The organism is Corallococcus sp. AB011P, from assembly GCF_003611605.1.
Lineage (GTDB): Bacteria > Myxococcota > Myxococcia > Myxococcales > Myxococcaceae > Corallococcus > Corallococcus coralloides.
Genome location: NZ_RAVX01000007.1, coordinates 93933 through 111508, shown reverse-complemented (window position 1 = coordinate 111508; position 17576 = coordinate 93933). Strand labels below are relative to the sequence as shown.

General features: G+C 71.1%; 15 protein-coding genes. 14 read left to right on the top strand and 1 reads right to left on the bottom strand.

Translation table 11 applies throughout. The features are described from left to right. Positions 1-8 precede the first annotated feature (8 nt). From D7X30_RS20305 to D7X30_RS20255, 11 genes are read left to right on the top strand one after another with little or no spacing between them, the layout of a single operon-like run. The gene (locus tag D7X30_RS20305) at positions 9-659 is read left to right on the top strand and encodes a cytochrome c3 family protein (RefSeq protein ID WP_120564598.1); all 651 of its coding nucleotides are present in this window, start codon (positions 9-11) and stop codon (positions 657-659) included. Next, on the top strand, positions 647-3682 hold the full coding sequence (locus D7X30_RS20300) for a TAT-variant-translocated molybdopterin oxidoreductase (RefSeq protein ID WP_120564597.1): 3036 nt from the start codon (positions 647-649) through the stop codon (positions 3680-3682). The genes D7X30_RS20305 and D7X30_RS20300 overlap by 13 nt, the downstream gene beginning before the upstream one ends. Continuing rightward, the gene (nrfD, locus tag D7X30_RS20295; RefSeq protein WP_120564596.1) at positions 3679-5103 is read left to right on the top strand and encodes an NrfD/PsrC family molybdoenzyme membrane anchor subunit; all 1425 of its coding nucleotides are present in this window, start codon (positions 3679-3681) and stop codon (positions 5101-5103) included. Before D7X30_RS20300 ends, nrfD begins: the two co-directional genes overlap by 4 nt. Further along, positions 5100-5630 carry a DUF3341 domain-containing protein gene (locus D7X30_RS20290; protein ID WP_120564595.1) on the top strand — a complete coding sequence of 177 codons (531 nt, stop codon included), beginning with the start codon at positions 5100-5102 and terminating at the stop codon, positions 5628-5630. Before nrfD ends, D7X30_RS20290 begins: the two co-directional genes overlap by 4 nt. Beyond that, positions 5627-6499 (top strand): cytochrome c, encoded by an 873-nt coding sequence (locus D7X30_RS20285; RefSeq protein ID WP_233591679.1) that lies wholly within the window; start codon positions 5627-5629, stop codon positions 6497-6499. The genes D7X30_RS20290 and D7X30_RS20285 overlap by 4 nt, the downstream gene beginning before the upstream one ends. After that, the gene (locus tag D7X30_RS20280) at positions 6496-7686 is read left to right on the top strand and encodes a hypothetical protein (protein ID WP_120564594.1); all 1191 of its coding nucleotides are present in this window, start codon (positions 6496-6498) and stop codon (positions 7684-7686) included. Before D7X30_RS20285 ends, D7X30_RS20280 begins: the two co-directional genes overlap by 4 nt. Then, a complete protein-coding gene (locus D7X30_RS20275; RefSeq protein WP_120564593.1) occupies positions 7683-8042 on the top strand; it encodes a hypothetical protein in 360 nt (119 codons plus the stop codon). The genes D7X30_RS20280 and D7X30_RS20275 overlap by 4 nt, the downstream gene beginning before the upstream one ends. After that, on the top strand, positions 8039-9070 hold the full coding sequence (gene coxB, locus D7X30_RS20270; protein ID WP_120564592.1) for a cytochrome c oxidase subunit II: 1032 nt from the start codon (positions 8039-8041) through the stop codon (positions 9068-9070). The genes D7X30_RS20275 and coxB overlap by 4 nt, the downstream gene beginning before the upstream one ends. Then, the gene (locus D7X30_RS20265; protein WP_120564591.1) at positions 9051-10658 is read left to right on the top strand and encodes a cbb3-type cytochrome c oxidase subunit I; all 1608 of its coding nucleotides are present in this window, start codon (positions 9051-9053) and stop codon (positions 10656-10658) included. Before coxB ends, D7X30_RS20265 begins: the two co-directional genes overlap by 20 nt. Then, entirely contained in the window at positions 10648-11277 is a 630-nt protein-coding gene (locus D7X30_RS20260; RefSeq protein WP_120564590.1) for a cytochrome c oxidase subunit 3, read from the top strand. The genes D7X30_RS20265 and D7X30_RS20260 overlap by 11 nt, the downstream gene beginning before the upstream one ends. A gap of 11 nt (positions 11278-11288) precedes the next feature. After that, entirely contained in the window at positions 11289-11693 is a 405-nt protein-coding gene (locus D7X30_RS20255; protein WP_233591678.1) for a cytochrome C oxidase subunit IV family protein, read from the top strand. Positions 11694-11696: 3 nt separating this feature from the next. Here the strand turns inward: D7X30_RS20255 and D7X30_RS20250 are convergent, their stop codons facing one another. Next, positions 11697-12245, bottom strand: coding sequence for a hypothetical protein (locus D7X30_RS20250; protein ID WP_120564588.1), 549 nt, complete (start codon positions 12243-12245; stop codon positions 11697-11699). A 212-nt stretch (positions 12246-12457) separates the two neighbouring features. On the opposite strand from D7X30_RS20250, the gene D7X30_RS20245 reads away from it, so the two are divergent. The 3 genes from D7X30_RS20245 (at position 12458) to D7X30_RS20235 (ending at position 17576) form a co-directional block, all read left to right on the top strand. Further along, positions 12458-13582 carry an enolase C-terminal domain-like protein gene (locus D7X30_RS20245; protein WP_120564587.1) on the top strand — a complete coding sequence of 375 codons (1125 nt, stop codon included), beginning with the start codon at positions 12458-12460 and terminating at the stop codon, positions 13580-13582. Next, the gene (locus D7X30_RS20240) at positions 13579-16620 is read left to right on the top strand and encodes an FAD-binding and (Fe-S)-binding domain-containing protein (protein WP_120564586.1); all 3042 of its coding nucleotides are present in this window, start codon (positions 13579-13581) and stop codon (positions 16618-16620) included. Before D7X30_RS20245 ends, D7X30_RS20240 begins: the two co-directional genes overlap by 4 nt. 74 nt (positions 16621-16694) lie before the next feature. Then, the gene (locus D7X30_RS20235; RefSeq protein WP_120564585.1) at positions 16695-17576 is read left to right on the top strand and encodes an AAA family ATPase; all 882 of its coding nucleotides are present in this window, start codon (positions 16695-16697) and stop codon (positions 17574-17576) included.

The window sequence follows — 17576 nt, the reverse complement described above, 5'->3', positions numbered from 1 at the left end:
GGGAGGGCATGGCTCCGTTGTTCCGCCCGGGGACCGACTCGGTGCTGCGGGCGATCATCGCCCTGGCTCTGGGTGTTCCCGCGGTGTCCCTGGCGGGCCTGTTGCTCCTCGCGCGCAACCCGCTGGGCCGGGGCTCGTTCTCGCCCCGCGAGCAGCCGCTCCCCTTCGACCACCGTCACCACGTCGGCGACGAGGGCATCCCGTGTGGCTACTGCCATGAGGGCGCGTGGCGCTCGCCGGTGGCGGGAGTGCCGCCCACGCAGCGCTGCCTGGGGTGCCACGCGCAGGTGTGGAACGAGAGCGCCCGGCTGGAGCCGGTGCGCGCCAGCGGCTTCGACGACACGGCGATTCCGTGGAACCGGGTGCACGCGCTGCCGGATTACGTCTGGTTCAGCCATCAGATCCACGTGAACAAGGGCGTGGGCTGCGTCACCTGCCACGGCCGCGTGGACACCATGCCGGCGGTGGATCAGGTGGCGCCGCTCACCATGGGCTGGTGCCTGAGCTGTCACCGCGACCCGACGCCGTGGCTGCGCCCCGTGTCCGAGGTCGCGAACCTCACGTGGCGTCCTCCCGGAGACCCGAGGGAGACGGGCCGCGCGGTGCAGGCCGCGCTCGACGTGAACCCGAGGACGGATTGCAACACATGCCACTTCTGACCGACCCCGCACGGACGGATGTCCCTGACGCGCCCGCGACGGACGGGACGGAGCCGGTGCGCGCGTGGAGGAGCCTGGAGGAGTGGCACGCGGGAGGAGCCGGCCGCGAGGCCGTGTCGCGCGAGCATCCCCCGGGCGCGATGTCTCCACCCGAGGGCGTGGCCCGGCGCACCTTCCTGCAGCTCGCGACCGCGTCGCTGGCGGCGGCGGGCTTCAGCGGGTGCTTCCGTCAGCCGCCGGAGAAGATCCTCCCGTATTCGACGCCACCCGAGGGCCTGACGCCGGGAGTGCCGCTGCACTTCGCCACGGGGATGGAGTGGAACGGGCGCACGGTGGGCCTGGTGGTGGCGAGCCACGAGGGGCGGCCCACGAAGGTGGAGGGCAACCCGCTGCACCCGGCGAGCCTGGGCGCGGCGGGCATCTTCGAGCAGGCGGCGCTGCTGGGGCTCTATGACCCCGCGAGGGCGAAGGCGGCGCGGCTGCAAGGCGTGGAGGCCGCGTGGGGCACCGTGAGGGACGCGCTGCGGAAGCAGGCCGAGCGCCAGGACGGAGGCGCGGGGCTGCGCTTCCTGGTGGAGCCCACGGGCAGCCCGCTGGTGCAGGCGCTGTACGCGCGCATCCAGGCGCGCTTCCCGCGGGCGCGGATCATCCCCTGGGGCGTGGCCCTGGCGGACGGGCGCCGCGAGGGCACGCGGCTGGCGTACGGCAGGGTGCTGGACGTGGTGCACGACGTGGGGCGCGAGGTGGTGGTGGCGCTGGACGACGACTTCCTCGCGACCACGCAACCCGGGCACCTGCGCGCGGCGCGGGACTTCGTGAACGCGCGCAAGCCGGAGGCGATGAACCGCCTGTGGGTCGCGGAGAGCACGCTGACCGTCACGGGCGGCTTCGCCGACGAACGGCTGCGGATGCGGCCGTCGCAGGGCGTCGCGCTGATGCTCGCGCTGGCGGCGGAGGTGGGGAGGGGGCTGCGCGGGATTGCCCCCGCGAACCCCTCGCGCGGAGTCACGCCGGCGTTGGCCTCGGGGCTGGCGGGGCTGAGCGCTCCGCCCACCGCGCTGACGGACGCACAGCGCGCCTGGGCGCTCGGCGCCGCGAGGGACCTGCTCCTGCACCGGGGGCAGGGCCGGGTGACGGTGGGCGCGTGTCAGCCACCGCGGGTGCATGCGCTGGCGTTCGCGCTGGACGAGGCGCTGGGCAACACACCCCGGCTGCTCGAACCCGTGGCGCTCCCGGACGGAGACCCGGGGGCGCTGAGTTCGCTCCTGGGGGAGCTGTCCGAGGGGAAGGTGGACACGCTGCTCATCACGGCGTGGAACCCGGCCTGGACGGCGACGGTGGACTCGGACTTCGCGCGCCGTCTGGAGCGCGTCCCCTTCCGCCTGTACCACGGCCTCCACGAGGACGAGACGGCGGTTCGCTGCCCCCACTTCGTTCCCGCGACACACGCCTTCGAGTCCTGGCGCGATGGCCGTGCACCGGACGGCACCGCGTCCGTGCTGCAACCGCTCATCGCACCCCTGTTCCCCGGCGCCGTGTCGGAGGTGGAGCTCCTGTCCGTCTTCGCGGGCCTGGACTCGCAGGGCCCTTACGAGCTGCTCAAGTCCTTGTGGCGTGAGCGCTCGGGCGCACCGGCGGACTTCGAGGCGCGCTGGGAGACGTGGCTCGCGGACGGTGTCATCCCGGAGACCCAGGCCGCGCCCGCGCGGGCGGTGCTGGACGAGGCCGCGGTGTTGAAGGCTGTCCGGGAGGCCGCAGGGCCGAAAGCACCCGAGGGCATGGAGCTGTCCCTGGTGCTGGACGCGCGGCTGTACGACGGCCGCTTCGCGGGCAACGCGTGGCTCCAGGAGCTGCCCGAGCCGGTGACGAAGCTCACCTGGGACAACGCGGCGCTGCTCTCCCCCGCCACCGCGCGGACGCTGGATTTGGAGAAGGGCGACGTGGCGCGCATCGAGATGCTGGGCCAGGTGGTGGAGGTGCCCGTGCTGGTGCTGCCCGGCCAGCCGGACAACACGGTGACGCTGGCGCTGGGCCACGGCCGCGAGCGCGTGGGGCCGGTGGGCCAGGGCGTCGGCGTCAACGCGTACAGGCTGCGGTCCAGGTCGATGCCATGGGGAGGGACCCTCACGAGCCTCACCCGCACGGGACGGCACCACGCGCTGGCGGTCACGCAGGAGCACTGGAGCATGGAGGGGCGCGACCTGGCGCTCCAGTTCACGCAGGCGGCCTTCAGCGCTAAGCCCCAGGCGCTCGAGTTCCTCCAGGAGAAGCAGGAGCGGCTCTATCCGCCCAACGCGCTGCTGAAGAGCGACCGCCACCAGTGGGCCATGGCCATCGACCTGCACCGGTGCACGGGGTGCAGCGCGTGCATGGTGGCCTGCCAGGCGGAGAACAACGTGCAGGTGGTGGGGCGCGAAGGCGTGCTCAAGAGCCGGGAGATGCACTGGCTGCGCATCGACCGCTACTTCCTGGGCGACCCGGACGACCCGGGCTTCATCTCCCAGCCCGTGGCGTGTGTGCACTGCGAGGCCGCGCCCTGCGAATACGTGTGCCCGGTGAACGCCACCGTCCACTCGGACGAGGGCCTCAACCAGATGGTCTACAACCGCTGCATCGGCACGCGGTACTGCTCCAACAACTGCCCCTACAAGGTCCGCCGCTTCAACTACCTGGAGTACCAGCGGCGGGAACCCCTCACGAAGCTGCGCCAGAACCCGGACGTGACGGTGCGCTCGCGCGGGGTGATGGAGAAGTGCACGTACTGCGTGCAGCGCATCGAACGGGCCCGCACCGTCGCGCGCGCGGCGCACCGGGACGTGCGTGACGGCGAGGTCCGCACCGCCTGCCAGCAGGCCTGCCCCACGGAGGCCATCACCTTCGGGGACCTGCTCGCTCCGGAGTCGCGCGTGCGCCGCGAGCACGAGGACCCGAGGCACTACAAGCTGCTCAACACGCTGGGCACCCAGCCGCGCACGGTGCACCTGGTGCGCCTGAAGAACCCGGCGCCGAAGGGAGGCGCATGAGCACGGCCGACCCGCAGGTGCCCGCGCCCGGGGACCCGCTCACCGAGCACCCGATATTGGAGGGGCGCCACTCCGACCGCGCCTACAGCGAGTCGCTGCTGGCCTTCGTGCACCGCCCCGCGGGCCGGACCTGGTGGGCGCTGCTGGGGCTGGGGCTGGCCGGGACCACGCTGCTGGTGGTGGCGATATGCGTCACGCTCTTCGTGGGCGTGGGGACGTGGGGCAACAACATCCCGGTGGCGTGGGCGTTCGGCATCACGAACTTCGTGTGGTGGATTGGGATTGGCCACGCGGGGACGCTCATCAGCGCCATCCTGCTGCTGTTCCAGGAGAAGTGGCGCGGGTCCATCAACCGCTTCGCGGAGGCCATGACGCTCTTCGCGGTGACGTGCGCGGGGCTCTTCCCGCTGCTGCACCTGGGGCGGCCGTGGAAGTTCTACTGGCTGGTCCCCTATCCCAGCAGCCTGCGGGTGTGGCCGCAGTTCCGCTCGCCGCTGACGTGGGACATCGCGGCGGTGGGCACGTACCTCACGGTGTCGCTGCTGTTCTGGTTCGTGGGGTTGATTCCAGACCTGGCCACGGCGCGCGACACGGCGAAGACGCCCCGGGCGCGCTTCTGGTACGGGCTGGCGAGCCTGGGGTGGCGGGGCTCGGCGAAGCACTGGCGGCAATGGCGCACGGGATACCTGCTGCTGGCGGGGCTGGCCACGCCGCTGGTGGTGAGCGTGCACACCATCGTGTCCTTCGACTTCGCGGTGGCGCAGCTGCCGGGCTGGCACACGACCATCTTCCCGCCCTACTTCGTCGCGGGCGCGGTGTTCAGCGGCTTCGCGCTGGTCATCACGCTGTTGATTCCGGCGCGCAAGGCGCTGGGCATCGAGCACGTGGTGACGCCGCTGCACCTGGACAACATGGCGAAGGTGCTGATGGCCACGGGGTGGATGGTGGCCTACGGCTACATCCAGGAGCACTTCTTCGCCTGGTTCAGCGGGAACCCCTTCGAGATGCACGCCACGGAGGCCGAGTTCTTCGGGCCGTACGCGCCGCTCTTCTGGATGCAGCTCTTCTGCAACGTGCTGGTGCCGCAGCTGTTCTGGTTCTCCCGGCTGCGCACGAACGTGGGGGTGCTGTGGGTGGCGGCGCTGCTCATCAACGTGGGGATGTGGACGGAGCGCTTCCTCATCGTGGTGGCGTCGTTGAGCATGGACTTCCTGCCGTCGTCCTGGGCGGCGTACCGGCCCACGTGGGTGGACTGGAGCCTGCTGGGTGGCTCGGTGGCGTTCTTCGGCACGGCGTTCCTGCTGTTCCTGAAGTTCGTGCCAGCCGTGTCGGTGAGCGAGATGAAGGAGCTCCAGCGCGAGGTGGACGCGTCGCTCCAGTTCCGGCGTGAGCAGGGCACGCGGCCAGGCGGTGCGCCATGAGCCGCCACTGGGTGCTGGGAGAGTTTGGGTCCAGCGAGGCCCTGGTGGACGCGCTGAAGGACCTGCGGGCGAGGGGCTTCGAGCAGCTGGACGCGCACACGCCGTTCCCGGTGGATGAGACGTTCGAGGCGCTGGGGCTGAAGCGCTCGTGGTTGCCGTTGCTGACCTGTGTGGCGGGATTGAGCGGGGCGGTGTTCGCGTACGTGACGCAATGGTTCACGAACGCGGTGGACTATCCGTTGGACGTGGGAGGCCGGCCGCTGCACAGCGCGCCCACGAACCTGCCCATCACCTTCGAGCTGGGAGTGCTGAGCGCGGCGCTGACGGTGTTTGGCGCGCTGATGCTGTTCTTCGGCTTCCCGCACGTGACGCACCCGGTGTTCGACGTGGAGTCCTTCCGCAGCGCGTCCGTGGACGGCTTCTGGGCGAGCGTGGCGGTGGACGGCGAGGACGCGCCGAAGGTGGAGGCGGCGCTGCGCGAGCTGGGGGCGCGGCAGGTGTCGGTGGTGGAGGAGGGCGCGCGATGAAGCGCTGGGCGCTCATGGTGCTGCTGGGCTGCATGTCCGCGTGCGACGACACGGACCCCATGGCGTCGCAGCCGCGAGCGGGGGCGTTCGCGCCGAGCGGGTTCTTCGATGACGGCCGCGCCATGCGGCCCCTGGTGCCGGGGACGGTGGCGCAGGAGTGGCGCAAGCAAGAGGACCCCGCGTTGAAGCAGGGCCTCACGACGGACGGGCGGTGGCTTCAGGCCGTGCCGGTGCCGCTCACCCGGGGACTGCTGGAGGAAGGGCGCACGGCCTATGAGACCTGGTGCGCGGTGTGCCACGGGCTGACGGGGGATGGGGACGCCATCGTGGCCAGGAAGATGCCGCAGCGCCGGCCGCCCGGGCTGTTCGTGCCGCACGACCACGCGGGCCAGGTGGTCTACGGAGTCGTGGAGGGCGAAGCCCCGTACACGGGGACGCAGGCCGTGACCGCGAGGGTGGGGCCGGAGGCGTTCCCGCTGCCCAGGAGGGTGGACGGGGAGGGCGCCGTGAGGGACACGGCCGGCGCGGGGCCGCCCGCCGGGACGCCGGGCCACGGGGTGACGGTCAGCGCCGCGGACGCGGCCCTTGCCCGCCAGCATGCGCTCATCGGGCCGCGAGGCATCGCGATGGAGGGGCGGCTCACCGAGCGCTCCACGGCGGGAGACCTGCCGCACCCGCCGGGCTTCTACTTCGAGGTCATCTCCCACGGCTTCGGCGTGATGCCCGCATACGGCCCTCAGCTCACGCCCCGTGAGCGCTGGGCCGTGGTCGCGTACCTGCGAGCCCTGGGCCGCAGCCAGCGCGCACCGCTCACCGCCGCACCGGCCGACGTCCAGGCGCGGCTGCGCCAGGAGGTTCTTTCGCGATGACGCCTCCCGTGCTTCCACGCTTCGAGGGCGGACAGCGCGCGCGGGTCATCAGCGCGGCGCTCGGAGTCCTGGGCCTTGGGGCCACCGCCATCGGTGCCTTCCTCGACGTGCGCCATGCCCTGGCGGGGTACCTCTTCGGGTTCACCTACTGGCTGGGGCTGAGCCTGGGGGCGCTGTTGCTGCTCGCCTCCTTCCACGCGTCCAAGGCGCGCTGGCCCGTGGTGCTGCGCCGCGCCCTGGAGGTCACGGCCGCCATCGCACCGCTGTTCCTCCTGCTCTTCGTGCCGCTCGTGCTGGGGATGCGGCACCTGTTCCCGTGGGTCGAGCCTTCCGCGGACCTGGGCGCGCACACGTTGCATGTGCTCGACCACCGGCGGCTCTACAACAACGTGCCCTTCTTCCTGGTGCGCGCGGTGCTGTACTTCCTCACCTGGGGAGTCGTGGGGTGCCTGCTGTACCGCTGGTCCGTGCAGCAGGACTCGACGGGCGACGTGCGCTGGACGCTGTGGCAGCGGCGGCTGGGCGGGGGCTCGCTGCCCGCGCTGGGCCTCACGTTCTCCTTCATGACGCTGGACTGGATGATGTCGCTGGATGCGACATGGCAGTCCACCGTCTACGCCGCCTACGTCTTCTCGGGCGCCTTCGTGGGCGGGCTCGCCCTGATGATCGTCGCGGGCGCGGCCACGCGTGACACGCGCCACTTCGGCAGCCTGCTGTCCCCCGGCCACTACCACCGGATGGGCACGCTGCTGTTCGCCTTCGTCTGCTTCTGGGCCTACATCGGCTATTCGCAGTTCATGCTCATCTGGGTCGCGGGCCTGCCCGAGGAGGTGAGCTGGTACCGCGTCCGCCTGGAGGACGGTTGGGCGGTGCTGTCGCTCGTGCTGCTCCTGGGCCACTTCGTCATCCCCTTCGGGCTCCTCTTGTCGCGCGAGCTCAAGGCGCGGCCCCGGCCGCTGGCGGCCGTGTCGCTGTGGATGCTCTTGATGCATGCCGTGGACGTGGCGTGGCTGCTGTTCCCCGCGCTCTTCCCGGAGCACGTCGTCATTCCGTGGACGGCATTCACCGCGTGGGTGGGCGTGGGCGGGCTGTCCGTGGCGGCGGCCCTCTGGCTCTCGCGCGGCGCCTATCCCGTGCCCGTGGCGGACCCCTACCTCGTCCACTCGCTCCAGGTGCGCCCGCCATGAGCGAAACCCGTCCGCCGCCGCCAGAGCTGGAGAAGCTGCCCACCGCGTGGCTGGTGCGCGTTGGCGCCGCGGCGCTGGCGCTGCTCGCGTCGGCCAGCGTCGCGGCGTGGGCCCTGTGGGTCCTCTGGCGCCCCGGAACCGAGCGCCCCCTCCCCATGCCCCCGAGCACCCAGCAGGTCGGCATGATTGATCAGCCCCCCTTCTCGCTGGACCGGAGAGCGGACGCGCTGAAGGCCCGGCAGCGCGAGCGGCTGGAGGGTTACGGCTGGGTGGACATGGACGCGGGCGTCATCCACCAGCCCATCGACGCGGCCATGCGGCAGCTGCTCTCCGAAGCGGGAGGGGGCGCGCGATGAACGAGCTGCTGCGCCGGCTCTTCTTCCTCCCGGAGCAGGGCTCCACCTTCGCGGTGAAGGTGGACCACCTGCACTTCGTCCTGCTCCTCACGACGTTCGCGGTGGCGGTGGGCATTGGCGCCGTCGGCATCCTCTTCCTCGTGCGCTACCACCGGCGCACGGCGTCGGACGCCACGCCGCATGTGGTGGCGGCCCCGTGGATGGAGGGGTTGTTCATCGGCGTGCCGCTGTCGCTGTTCCTGCTCTGGTTCGTCCTGGGCTTCAGGCAGTTCGTCTGGGTGATGAGCCCGCCCCAGGACTCGCTGGACGTGTACGTCACCGCCAAGCAGTGGATGTGGAAGTTCACCTATCCCGGAGGCCCCAGCGCCATCGACACGCTGGTGGTGCCCGCGGGCCGGCCCGTGCGGCTGCTGCTCACTTCGCGCGACGTCATCCACTCCTTCTACGTGCCGGACTTCCGCATGAAGCGTGACGCCGTGCCCGGCCGCTACACCGACATCTGGTTCGAAGCGCCGAAGCCTGGCCGCCACCTGGTGCTGTGCGCGGAGTACTGCGGGCTGGACCACTCGGTGATGCGCGGCGAGGTGGTGGTGCTGTCAGCCGGGGACTTCGAGGCGTGGCAGGACGCGCAGCGCCGCAACCTCCCCGTGGCCGCGCTGCCCGGCGCGCGCGCCCCGGAGTCCATGGCCGTCCGAGGAGAACGCGTCGCCGCCGCGCAGGGCTGCCTGCAATGCCACACGGTGACGGGCGCGCCGCACATCGGTCCCACGTGGCTGGGGTTGTACGGCCGGATGGAGCCGCTGGAGGGCGGAGGCACCGTGCTCGCGGACGAGGCGTACCTCACCGAGTCCATGATGGACCCCCTGGCGAAGGTGGTGGCCGGCTACGCGCCCGTGATGCCGGGCTACCACCGCCGGTTGAGCGCGGAGGACACCGGCGCGCTCGTGGAGTTCATCAAGTCCCTGCGTCCCCTGCGCCCGGGTGTCACCGCGGCCGAGGAGCCCGTCTATGTCCCCACCGGCCGCTGAGTCCTACCTGTCGGACGGGCGCACCCTGTGGTCGTGGCTCACGACGCACGACCACAAGCGCATCGGGGTGATGTTCCTCGCGCTGACGCTCTTCTTCTTCTTCGTGGGCGGCCTGTTCGCGCTGGCGCTGCGCATCGAGTTGCTCACGCCCGGCCGCACCGTCATGGGCCACCTGGCGTACAACCGGATGTTCACGCTCCACGGCGTCACCATGGTGTGGCTGTTCATGATTCCGGCCATCCCGTCCGCCTTCGGCAACTTCCTGGTGCCGCTGATGATTGGGGCCCGGGACGTGGCCTTCCCCCGGCTCAACCTGGCGTCCGTGTACCTCTACGTGCTGGGCGCAAGCGTCGCGCTGTGGGGCATGTTCGAGGGCGGCGCGGACACGGGCTGGACCTTCTACACGCCCTACAGCACGACCACGGGCACGGCGGTGCTGCCGGTGCTGGTGGGCGTGTTCATCATCGGGTTCTCCACCATCCTCACCGGGCTCAACTTCATCGCCACGGTGCACACGCTGCGCGCGCCGGGCCTCACGTGGATGAAGGTGCCGCTGTTCGTCTGGGCCGTCTACGGCACGGCCATCATCCAGGTGCTGGCCACGCCGGTGCTGGGCATGGTGCTGCTGCTGGTGGCGCTGGAGCGGGTGGTGGGCGCGGGCATCTTCGACCCCGCGCGCGGAGGAGACCCCATCCTCTTCCAGCACCTGTTCTGGTTCTACAGCCACCCGGCCGTCTACATCATGGTGCTGCCGTCCATGGGCGTCATCAGCGAGGCGGTGTCCGCCTTCAGCCGCAAGAACTCCTTCAGCTACCGGATGATTGTGTACTCCACGCTGGGCATCGCGTTCGTGGGGTTCTTCACCTGGGGCCACCACATGTTCGCGTCCGGCCAGTCCGTCTTCGGCTCCGGCGCGTTCGGCGCCATGTCGATGCTGGTGGCCATCTTCACGGCGATAAAAATCTTCTCCTGGCTGGGCACGCTCTACCGGGGCTCCATCGCCATCGAGTCGCCGCTTATCTACACGCTGGGGTTCATGTTCTTCCTCTTCTTCGGGGGGATGATTGGCGTGGCGTACTCGACCACGTCGCTGAACCTGCACTGGCACGACACGTACTCGGTGGTGGCTCACTTCCACTTCATCATGGTGGGGGCGACGGTGATGGCGTTCCTGGCGGCGCTGCACTACTGGTTCCCGAAGATGTTCGGGAGGTGCTTCCCCACGAAGCTGGCCAACGGCGCGGCGCTGCTGATCATCTTCGGCTTCATCGCCACGTTCGTGCCGCAGTTCCTCTTGGGGAACCTGGGGATGCCCCGGCGGTACGCGGACTATCCGCCGCACTTCCAGTCGCTGCACGTGGCGTCCACGGCGGGCGCGTCCCTGCTGGCGTTCGGGTTCCTGGCCATCGCGGGGTACCTGGCGTGGAGCCTCCGCTACGGCGCGGCCGCGGGAGACAACCCCTGGGGAAGTGAGGGCTTCGAGTGGAGGAGCGCGTCTCCGCCGCCCACGCACAACTTCACCACCACGCCCGAGTACCCCACGGGTCCGCACCAGTACGCGCGGGAGGAGGTGCCGCATGCCGCCTGATGCCGTGACGGAGCACTGGGGTTCCGAGGACGCGCGCAAGCAGGCGGCGTACCTGGGCATGTGGGTCTTCATCGCGACGGAGGTGTTGCTGTTCGCGGGGTTGTTCACGGCCTATGGCGTGTATCGCTCGGTGTACCCGGAGGCGTTCCGCGCCGCGCAGCTCAAGATGGAGGTGGGGCTGGGCACGCTGAACACGTTCCTGCTGGTGACGAGCAGCATCGTGGTGGCGCTCGCGGTGCACGCGGTGCGGGAGGACAGGCCGGGGTTGGGCGGCGCGTTGCTGCTGGTGGCGGCGCTGTTGGGAATCATGTTCCTGGTGGTGAAGGGCGTGGAGTACGCGCACCACGTGGAGGACGGCGGGCTGCCGGGGGACGCGTACCGGTTCACGGAGGTGCCGCGCGTGGGGGCGAGCCTCTTCTTCACGCTGTACTACCTGCTGACGGGGCTCCACGCGCTGCACGTGACGGTGGGCGTGAGCGTGCTGATGGTGCTGGGCGTGCGGTCCGCGTCGGGGACGTTCGGGCCGGCGTACGCGACGCCGGTGGAGCTGGGCGGCATGTACTGGCACCTGGTGGATGTCATCTGGTTGTTCGTCTATCCCATCCTGTACCTGTCATGAGGAGCGGGCCCGTGGCCGAGGACGCGGTGGAGAAGCCGGGGCGTCAGCTGGGTGTGGTCGGCGTGCTCGTCGTGGGCGTGGTGCTGCTCTTGCTGACGGCGCTGACGTACGGGCTGCACAAGTTGCATCACGGCGCATGGTCGCTGCCGGTGGCGCTGCTCATCGCGGGAGCGAAGGGGCTGCTGATTGCCCTGTTCTACATGCACCTGCGCGAACAGCGCGCGAGCAACGGGCTGGTGCTGGTGACGTCGGTGGTGTTCGTGGCGGTGCTGCTGGCGGTGTGCGTGCTGGAGACGCACACGCGCTTCCGGCCCACGATTCCGCCGGGTCCGTTCGCGGTGGAGGCTTTGCCGGGAGCGCTGGAGGACCCGAGGAGCGCGAGGCCACCGGAGCCCGCGGGGCCTCGGGAGCCTTGAGTGTCAGGCTGGGGTGGCCTTCAAGCGCTGGAGTTGACGGCGCAGCCGGTCCAGGCGGGTGAGGACGTCGCGCGCGGCGGGCACCGTTCCGAGCGCCGCGCCGAACGCGAGGTGCAGGAGGAACAGCATCGAGGTTGGGGCTTCGCGCGAGAGCGGTGGCGACGCGAACGGAATCATCAGCCGGGTCATCACCGTCCACAGGCCCATGCCGTAGAGCACCCCCAGGCAGAGCGCCGCGACGGCGGTCCCCTGGCGTGGCAGCAGGAACGCGAAGCCCGTGGCCAGTCCGCCCGCCATGCTGAAGTGGATGAACAGTCCGAGCAGTACCCCGCCAACTCCCTGGGCCGTGCCGTCGCGAAAGAACAGCCCCGCCACGAGGAGCGCTGGCCTCCAGGGCTCGCCGTGGAGCACGCCTGAGAACGCGCAGGCGAGCACCGCCATCGCGAAGGCGCCCAGTGTTCCCGCGAGCGCGCCGGGGAGCACGACATCGCGCACGGGGTTCCACCGCGCCACCGCGAGGTCCGCGACCCGAGTCCTCTTCCGATTGTGCATGCCCCGCCTCCCAATCTGCCCCTCCGGCGAGCGGTCCGGGGCTCCTCCTTCATTCTAGGAACGGCCCATCGTGGAGACGCGCAGGACGCACGGGGCGCCCGGTGGATGTCCCGGACAGCGTGCATGCGAGAGGCCTCGCCGTGCTGCCATCCCGCACCCAGCGCCTAGCTTCATCGTGAAGCCGTCAGGCCCTCGGGGCCCGAAGGAACACGATGCCCTCGTCCACCCGCCGTGACAGCGCCGCGCCCATCGAGCGGGTCGATGTCTCCGCGTACACCGTGCCCACGGACCAGCCGGAGTCCGATGGCACCTTCGCCTGGACGTCCACCACGCTGCTGCTCGTGGAGCCCGTGGCCGGCGGCCAGCGCGGGCTGGGCTACACCTACGCAGCCGCGGCCGGCGCCGCGTTGATCCGCGACACGTTCGGCCCGCTGCTCGTGAGCGAGGACGCCTGGGACCTCCCGGCGCGGATGGCGTCCCTGCTGCGCCGGGTGCGCAACATGGGCTCCGGCGGGCTCGCGGCCCGGGCGCTGTCCGCCGTGGACACCTCACTCTGGGACCTGAAGGCGAAGCTGCTGGGCGTGCCGCTCGCCCGGCTGTTCGGCCAGGCCCGCCCCGCCGCGCCCCTCTACGGCAGCGGCGGCTTCACCAGCTACACGGACCGGCAACTCCAGACGCAGCTCACGGGCTGGGCGGACGCGGGCATCCCTCGTGTGAAGATGAAGGTCGGCACCCAGGCGGACGCCGACCCCGCCCGCGTGCGCGGTGCGCGCGAGGCCCTGGGCCCCGGACCCGCCCTCTTCGTGGACGCCAATGGCGCGTACACCGTGAAGCAGGCGCTGGCGTTGGCGCGGGACTTCCGCGAGGCCGGCGTGTCGTGGTTCGAGGAGCCCGTCTCCAGTGACGACCTGGCCGGCCTGCGCCGCGTGCGCGACGGCGGGCCCGCGGGCCTGGACGTCGCCGCGGGCGAGTACGGCGACAGCGGCCTGTACTTCCGCCGCATGCTGGAGGCGGGCGCGGTGGACGTGCTCCAGGCGGACGCGTCGCGCTGTCTGGGCTTCACCGGCTTCCTCCAGGCGGACGCGCTGGCGGAGGCCTTCCACGTTCCCCTTTCCGCGCACTGCGCTCCGGCCCTGCACCTGCACGTGGCCTGCGCCGCGCGGCGGTTGGTGCACGTGGAGTACTTCCACGACCACGCGCGGCTGGAACGGATGCTCTTCGACGGCGTCGCGCCGCCCGTGGATGGCGCGATGGCGCCGGACCTGTCCCGGCCCGGACTCGGGCTGGAGCTCAAACGGGCGGACGCCGCCCGCTTCGCCGTGGGGACCTCCACATGACAACGACCTTCCTGGACACCCTGCGCCACGTGCGCCGCCCCCGTGCGGCCACCGCGCGCGTGCGCAGGGACGTGGATGTGGCGGGCCTGGGGCGCGAGCTGCGCCGCCGGCTGCGAGGCGACGTGCAGTTCGACGCGGGCGGACGCGCGCTGTACGCCACGGACGCATCCAACTACCGGCAGGTGCCGCTGGGCGTGGTGTGTCCCCGCACCGTGGAGGACGTGGTGGAGACGGTACGCCTGTGCCGCAAGTACGGCGCGCCGCTGACGTCCCGGGGCGGCGGCACCGCGCTCGCGGGCCAGACGTGCAACGTGGCCGTGGTGATGGACTTCTCCCGGTACCTGGACCGCGTGCTGCACATCGACCCCGAGCGGCGGCTCGCCCGCGTGCAGCCCGGCACGGTGCTGGATGTGCTCCGCACGGAAGCCGTGAAGCGTTACGGCCTCACCTTCGGCCCGGACCCCGCCACCCACAACCGCTGCACGCTGGGGGGAATGGTGGGCAACAACTCCTGCGGCGTGCACGCGCAGATGGCCGGCCGGGTGGCGGACAACACCGAGTCCCTGGACGTGCTCACCTACGACGGCGTGCGCCTGCGCGTGGGCCGCACGTCCGACGCGGAGCTGGAGCGCCTGATGCGCGAGCCCGGCCGCGTGGGCGAGCTCTACCGGGGCATGAAGGTCCTGCGAGACCGCTACGCGGACCTCATCCGCGCCAGATACCCGCGCATCCCCCGCCGCGTGTCCGGCTACAACCTGGACGAGCTGCTCCCGGAGAACGGCTTCCACGTCGCGCGCGCCCTGGTGGGCACCGAGGGCACCTGCGTCACCGTGCTGGAGGCCACGCTCCAACTGGTCCCGGAGCCGAAGTCCCGTTCGCTGCTGGTGCTCGGTTACCCGGACGTGTACCGCGCCGCGGACGACATCCCGGAGGTGGTGGAGGCGGGGCCCATCGGCCTGGAGGGCATGGACCAGAATCTCATCGACGGGATGAAGCGCAAGCACCTGCACACCGAGGACCTGCCGCTGCTTTCGGACGGCGGGGGCTGGCTGGTGGTGGAGTTCGGCGGGGACTCCAGGGAGGAGTCGGACGCGAAGGCGCACGCGCTGATGGCCCGGCTGGAGAAGAGGGGACACGCGCCGTCCATGCGCCTCCATGACGACAAGAAGCAGGAGCAGCTCATCTGGGAGGTCCGCGAGTCCGGCCTGGGCGCCACCGCGCGCATCCCGGGGGAGCCGGACAACTGGCCGGGATGGGAGGACTCGGCGGTGCCGCCGGAGCGCATGGGCCAGTACCTGCGGGACTTCCGCAAGCTGCTGGACCGCTTCGGCTACCAGGCGTCGCTCTACGGCCACTTCGGCCAGGGCTGCCTGCACTGCCGCATCAGCTTCGAATTGCACACGCGCGAGGGCGTCGCGCGCTACCGCCGCTTCGTGGAGGAGGCGGCGGACCTGGTGGTGAGCCACGGCGGCTCGCTGTCCGGCGAGCACGGCGACGGCCAGTCCCGCGCGGAGCTGCTGCCGAAGATGTTCGGTGGGGAACTGGTGCGGGCCTTCGGGGACTTCAAGCGGCTGTGGGACCCGGACGGCGGGATGAACCCACGCAAGGTGGTGGACCCGTACCGCCTGGACGAGAACCTGCGCATGGGCACGCGCTACGCGCCTCCCGAACCGCGCACGCACTTCCAGTTCCCGGAGGACCAGGGGAGCTTCTCGCGCGCCACCACGCGCTGCGTGGGCGTGGGCAAGTGCCGGCGCACGGACGGCGGCACCATGTGTCCCAGCTACATGGTCACGCGCGAGGAGATGCACTCCACTCGTGGCCGCGCGCACCTGCTCTTCGAGATGCTGCGCGGCGACGTGGTGGAGCAGGGCTGGAGGAGCCCGCACGTGAAGGAGGCGTTGGATTTGTGCCTGGCGTGCAAGGGCTGCAAGTCCGACTGCCCGGTGAACGTGGACATGGCCACGTACAAGGCGGAGTTCCTCAGCCACCACTACCGGGGCCGGCTGCGTCCCCGGCAGGCGTATGCCTTTGGCCTGGTGATGTTCTGGGCGCGCGTGGGTGGGCGCATGCCGTGGCTGGCGAACCTCGTCACGCACGCGCCGGGGCTGCGCGCGCTGGCGAAGGCGGCCGCGGGTGTGCATCCCGCGCGGGACATTCCCCGCTTCGACGCGACGCCCTTCCAGCGGCGCGTGCGCGGCCGGCGCGTGCAGCAGGGGCCGCGAGGCCCGGTGGTGCTCTTCCCGGACACCTTCAACAACTTCTTCCAGGCGGACACGGCCTCCGCGGCGTTGGAGGTGCTGGAGGCGGCGGGCTTCGAGGTGCACGTGCCCCAGGGCTTCGTCTGCTGCGGCCGGCCGCTCTACGACTACGGGATGCTGGACACGGCGAAGGCGCTGTTGCGGCACACGCTGGCGCGCTTCCGCGAGGAAATCAGGGCGGGCATCCCCTTCGTGATGCTGGAGCTCAGCTGCGCGGCGGTCTTCCGCGACGAGCTGCTCAACCTCTTCCCGCACGACGAGGACGCGAAGCGGCTGGCGGCGCAGACATATGTGTTGAGCGAGCTGTTGCAGAAGCGGGCGCCGGACTTCGAGGTCCCGAGGCTGGAGGGAAAGGCGCTGGTGCAGGGGCACTGCCATCACCAGGCGGTGATGAAGTTCCACGACGAGCAGAGGTGGTTGGACCGCACGGGGTTGGACTGGGAGAAGCCGGACTCGGGCTGCTGCGGCATGGCGGGCTCGTTCGGCTACGAGCGCGGCAGGTACGACGTGTCGCAGGCCTGCGGCGAGAGGGTCATCCTTCCGAAGGTGCGAGGGGCGTCCAGGGACACGCTGCTCATCGCGGACGGGTTCAGCTGCCGGGAGCAGATACGCCAGGCCACGGGGCGCAAGCCGCGGCACCTGGCGCAGGTGCTCCAGAAGGCGCTGCGGCGGGGCGAGGACGCGCCGGAGTCAGCCCCTGCCCGGCCGCGCCTGCCCGCGGCCCTGGTGGTGGGCGGGGTGTTGATGGCGGCGGGCCTGGTCTCCTGGAGGGCCTGAAGGCCCCACACAGGGACATGGGTCCGACTGGAGCCATGGACGGCCCCTGGGGGGAGGCCGTTAGATTTCCGGCTGTGATTGCCTCCGTCCGCTTCGAGCACTACCGGTGCCTGCTTCACGTACAGCTCGCCCTGGAGCCATTGACCGTCCTGGTGGGGCCCTCGGCGTCGGGGAAGACCGCCATGCTGGAGGGGCTCCAGCACCAGCTCGCGTACGAGCCTTCGGACTTCTGGCGGCGGGATGAGTCCCGCCCGCTCTCCATCGAATGGACGTACGCGCACGGCGACCGCACGCGCGTGGAGTACCCGTTCAGCGTGATGGACACGCTGCCTGGCCAGGGGCACTCCACGCAGCAGCTGTCGCTGAGCATGGAGGCGCTGCGCGGTGGGGGCTCGTCCGCGAAGGCGACATGGCTGGAGCGCAAGGGCGGCAACCTCGCGAGCGTCTTCGCGGCGCTGCCCATGTCCACGCGGGACGTCATCTCCAAGGAGCTGGCCATGCGGGTGCCGTCGCTGTCGGAGGTGGACGTGGCGCGCGACCTGGAGGACCGCTCCTTCCGGCTGCGCTTCCGAGACCGCTGGAGTCCGGACGTGTGGTTCGGCCCCGACTACGTGTCGGACGGGGTGCTGTGGCTGCTCGCGTTCCTGGTGTTGCCCTATCAGCGCCCGTTGCCGGAGCTGCTCACGCTGGACGAGCCGGAGCGCGCCCTGCACCCGGGTCTGGTGCGCGAGGTGCTGGAGCTGCTGCGCGCCATGACGCGAGGCGAGTCCACGGGAGGCCAGCCGGTGCAGGTGGTGCTGGCCACGCACTCGCCGGACCTGCTGGAGCACGTGCGTCCGGAAGAGGTGCGCCTGTTGTCGCGAGAGCCCACGGACGGCTCCGTGCGCGTGAGCCCCGTGCCCGCCACCGCGCTCCACTGGCGGCGCGAGTGCCGGGAGCTGCTGGACACGCTGTAG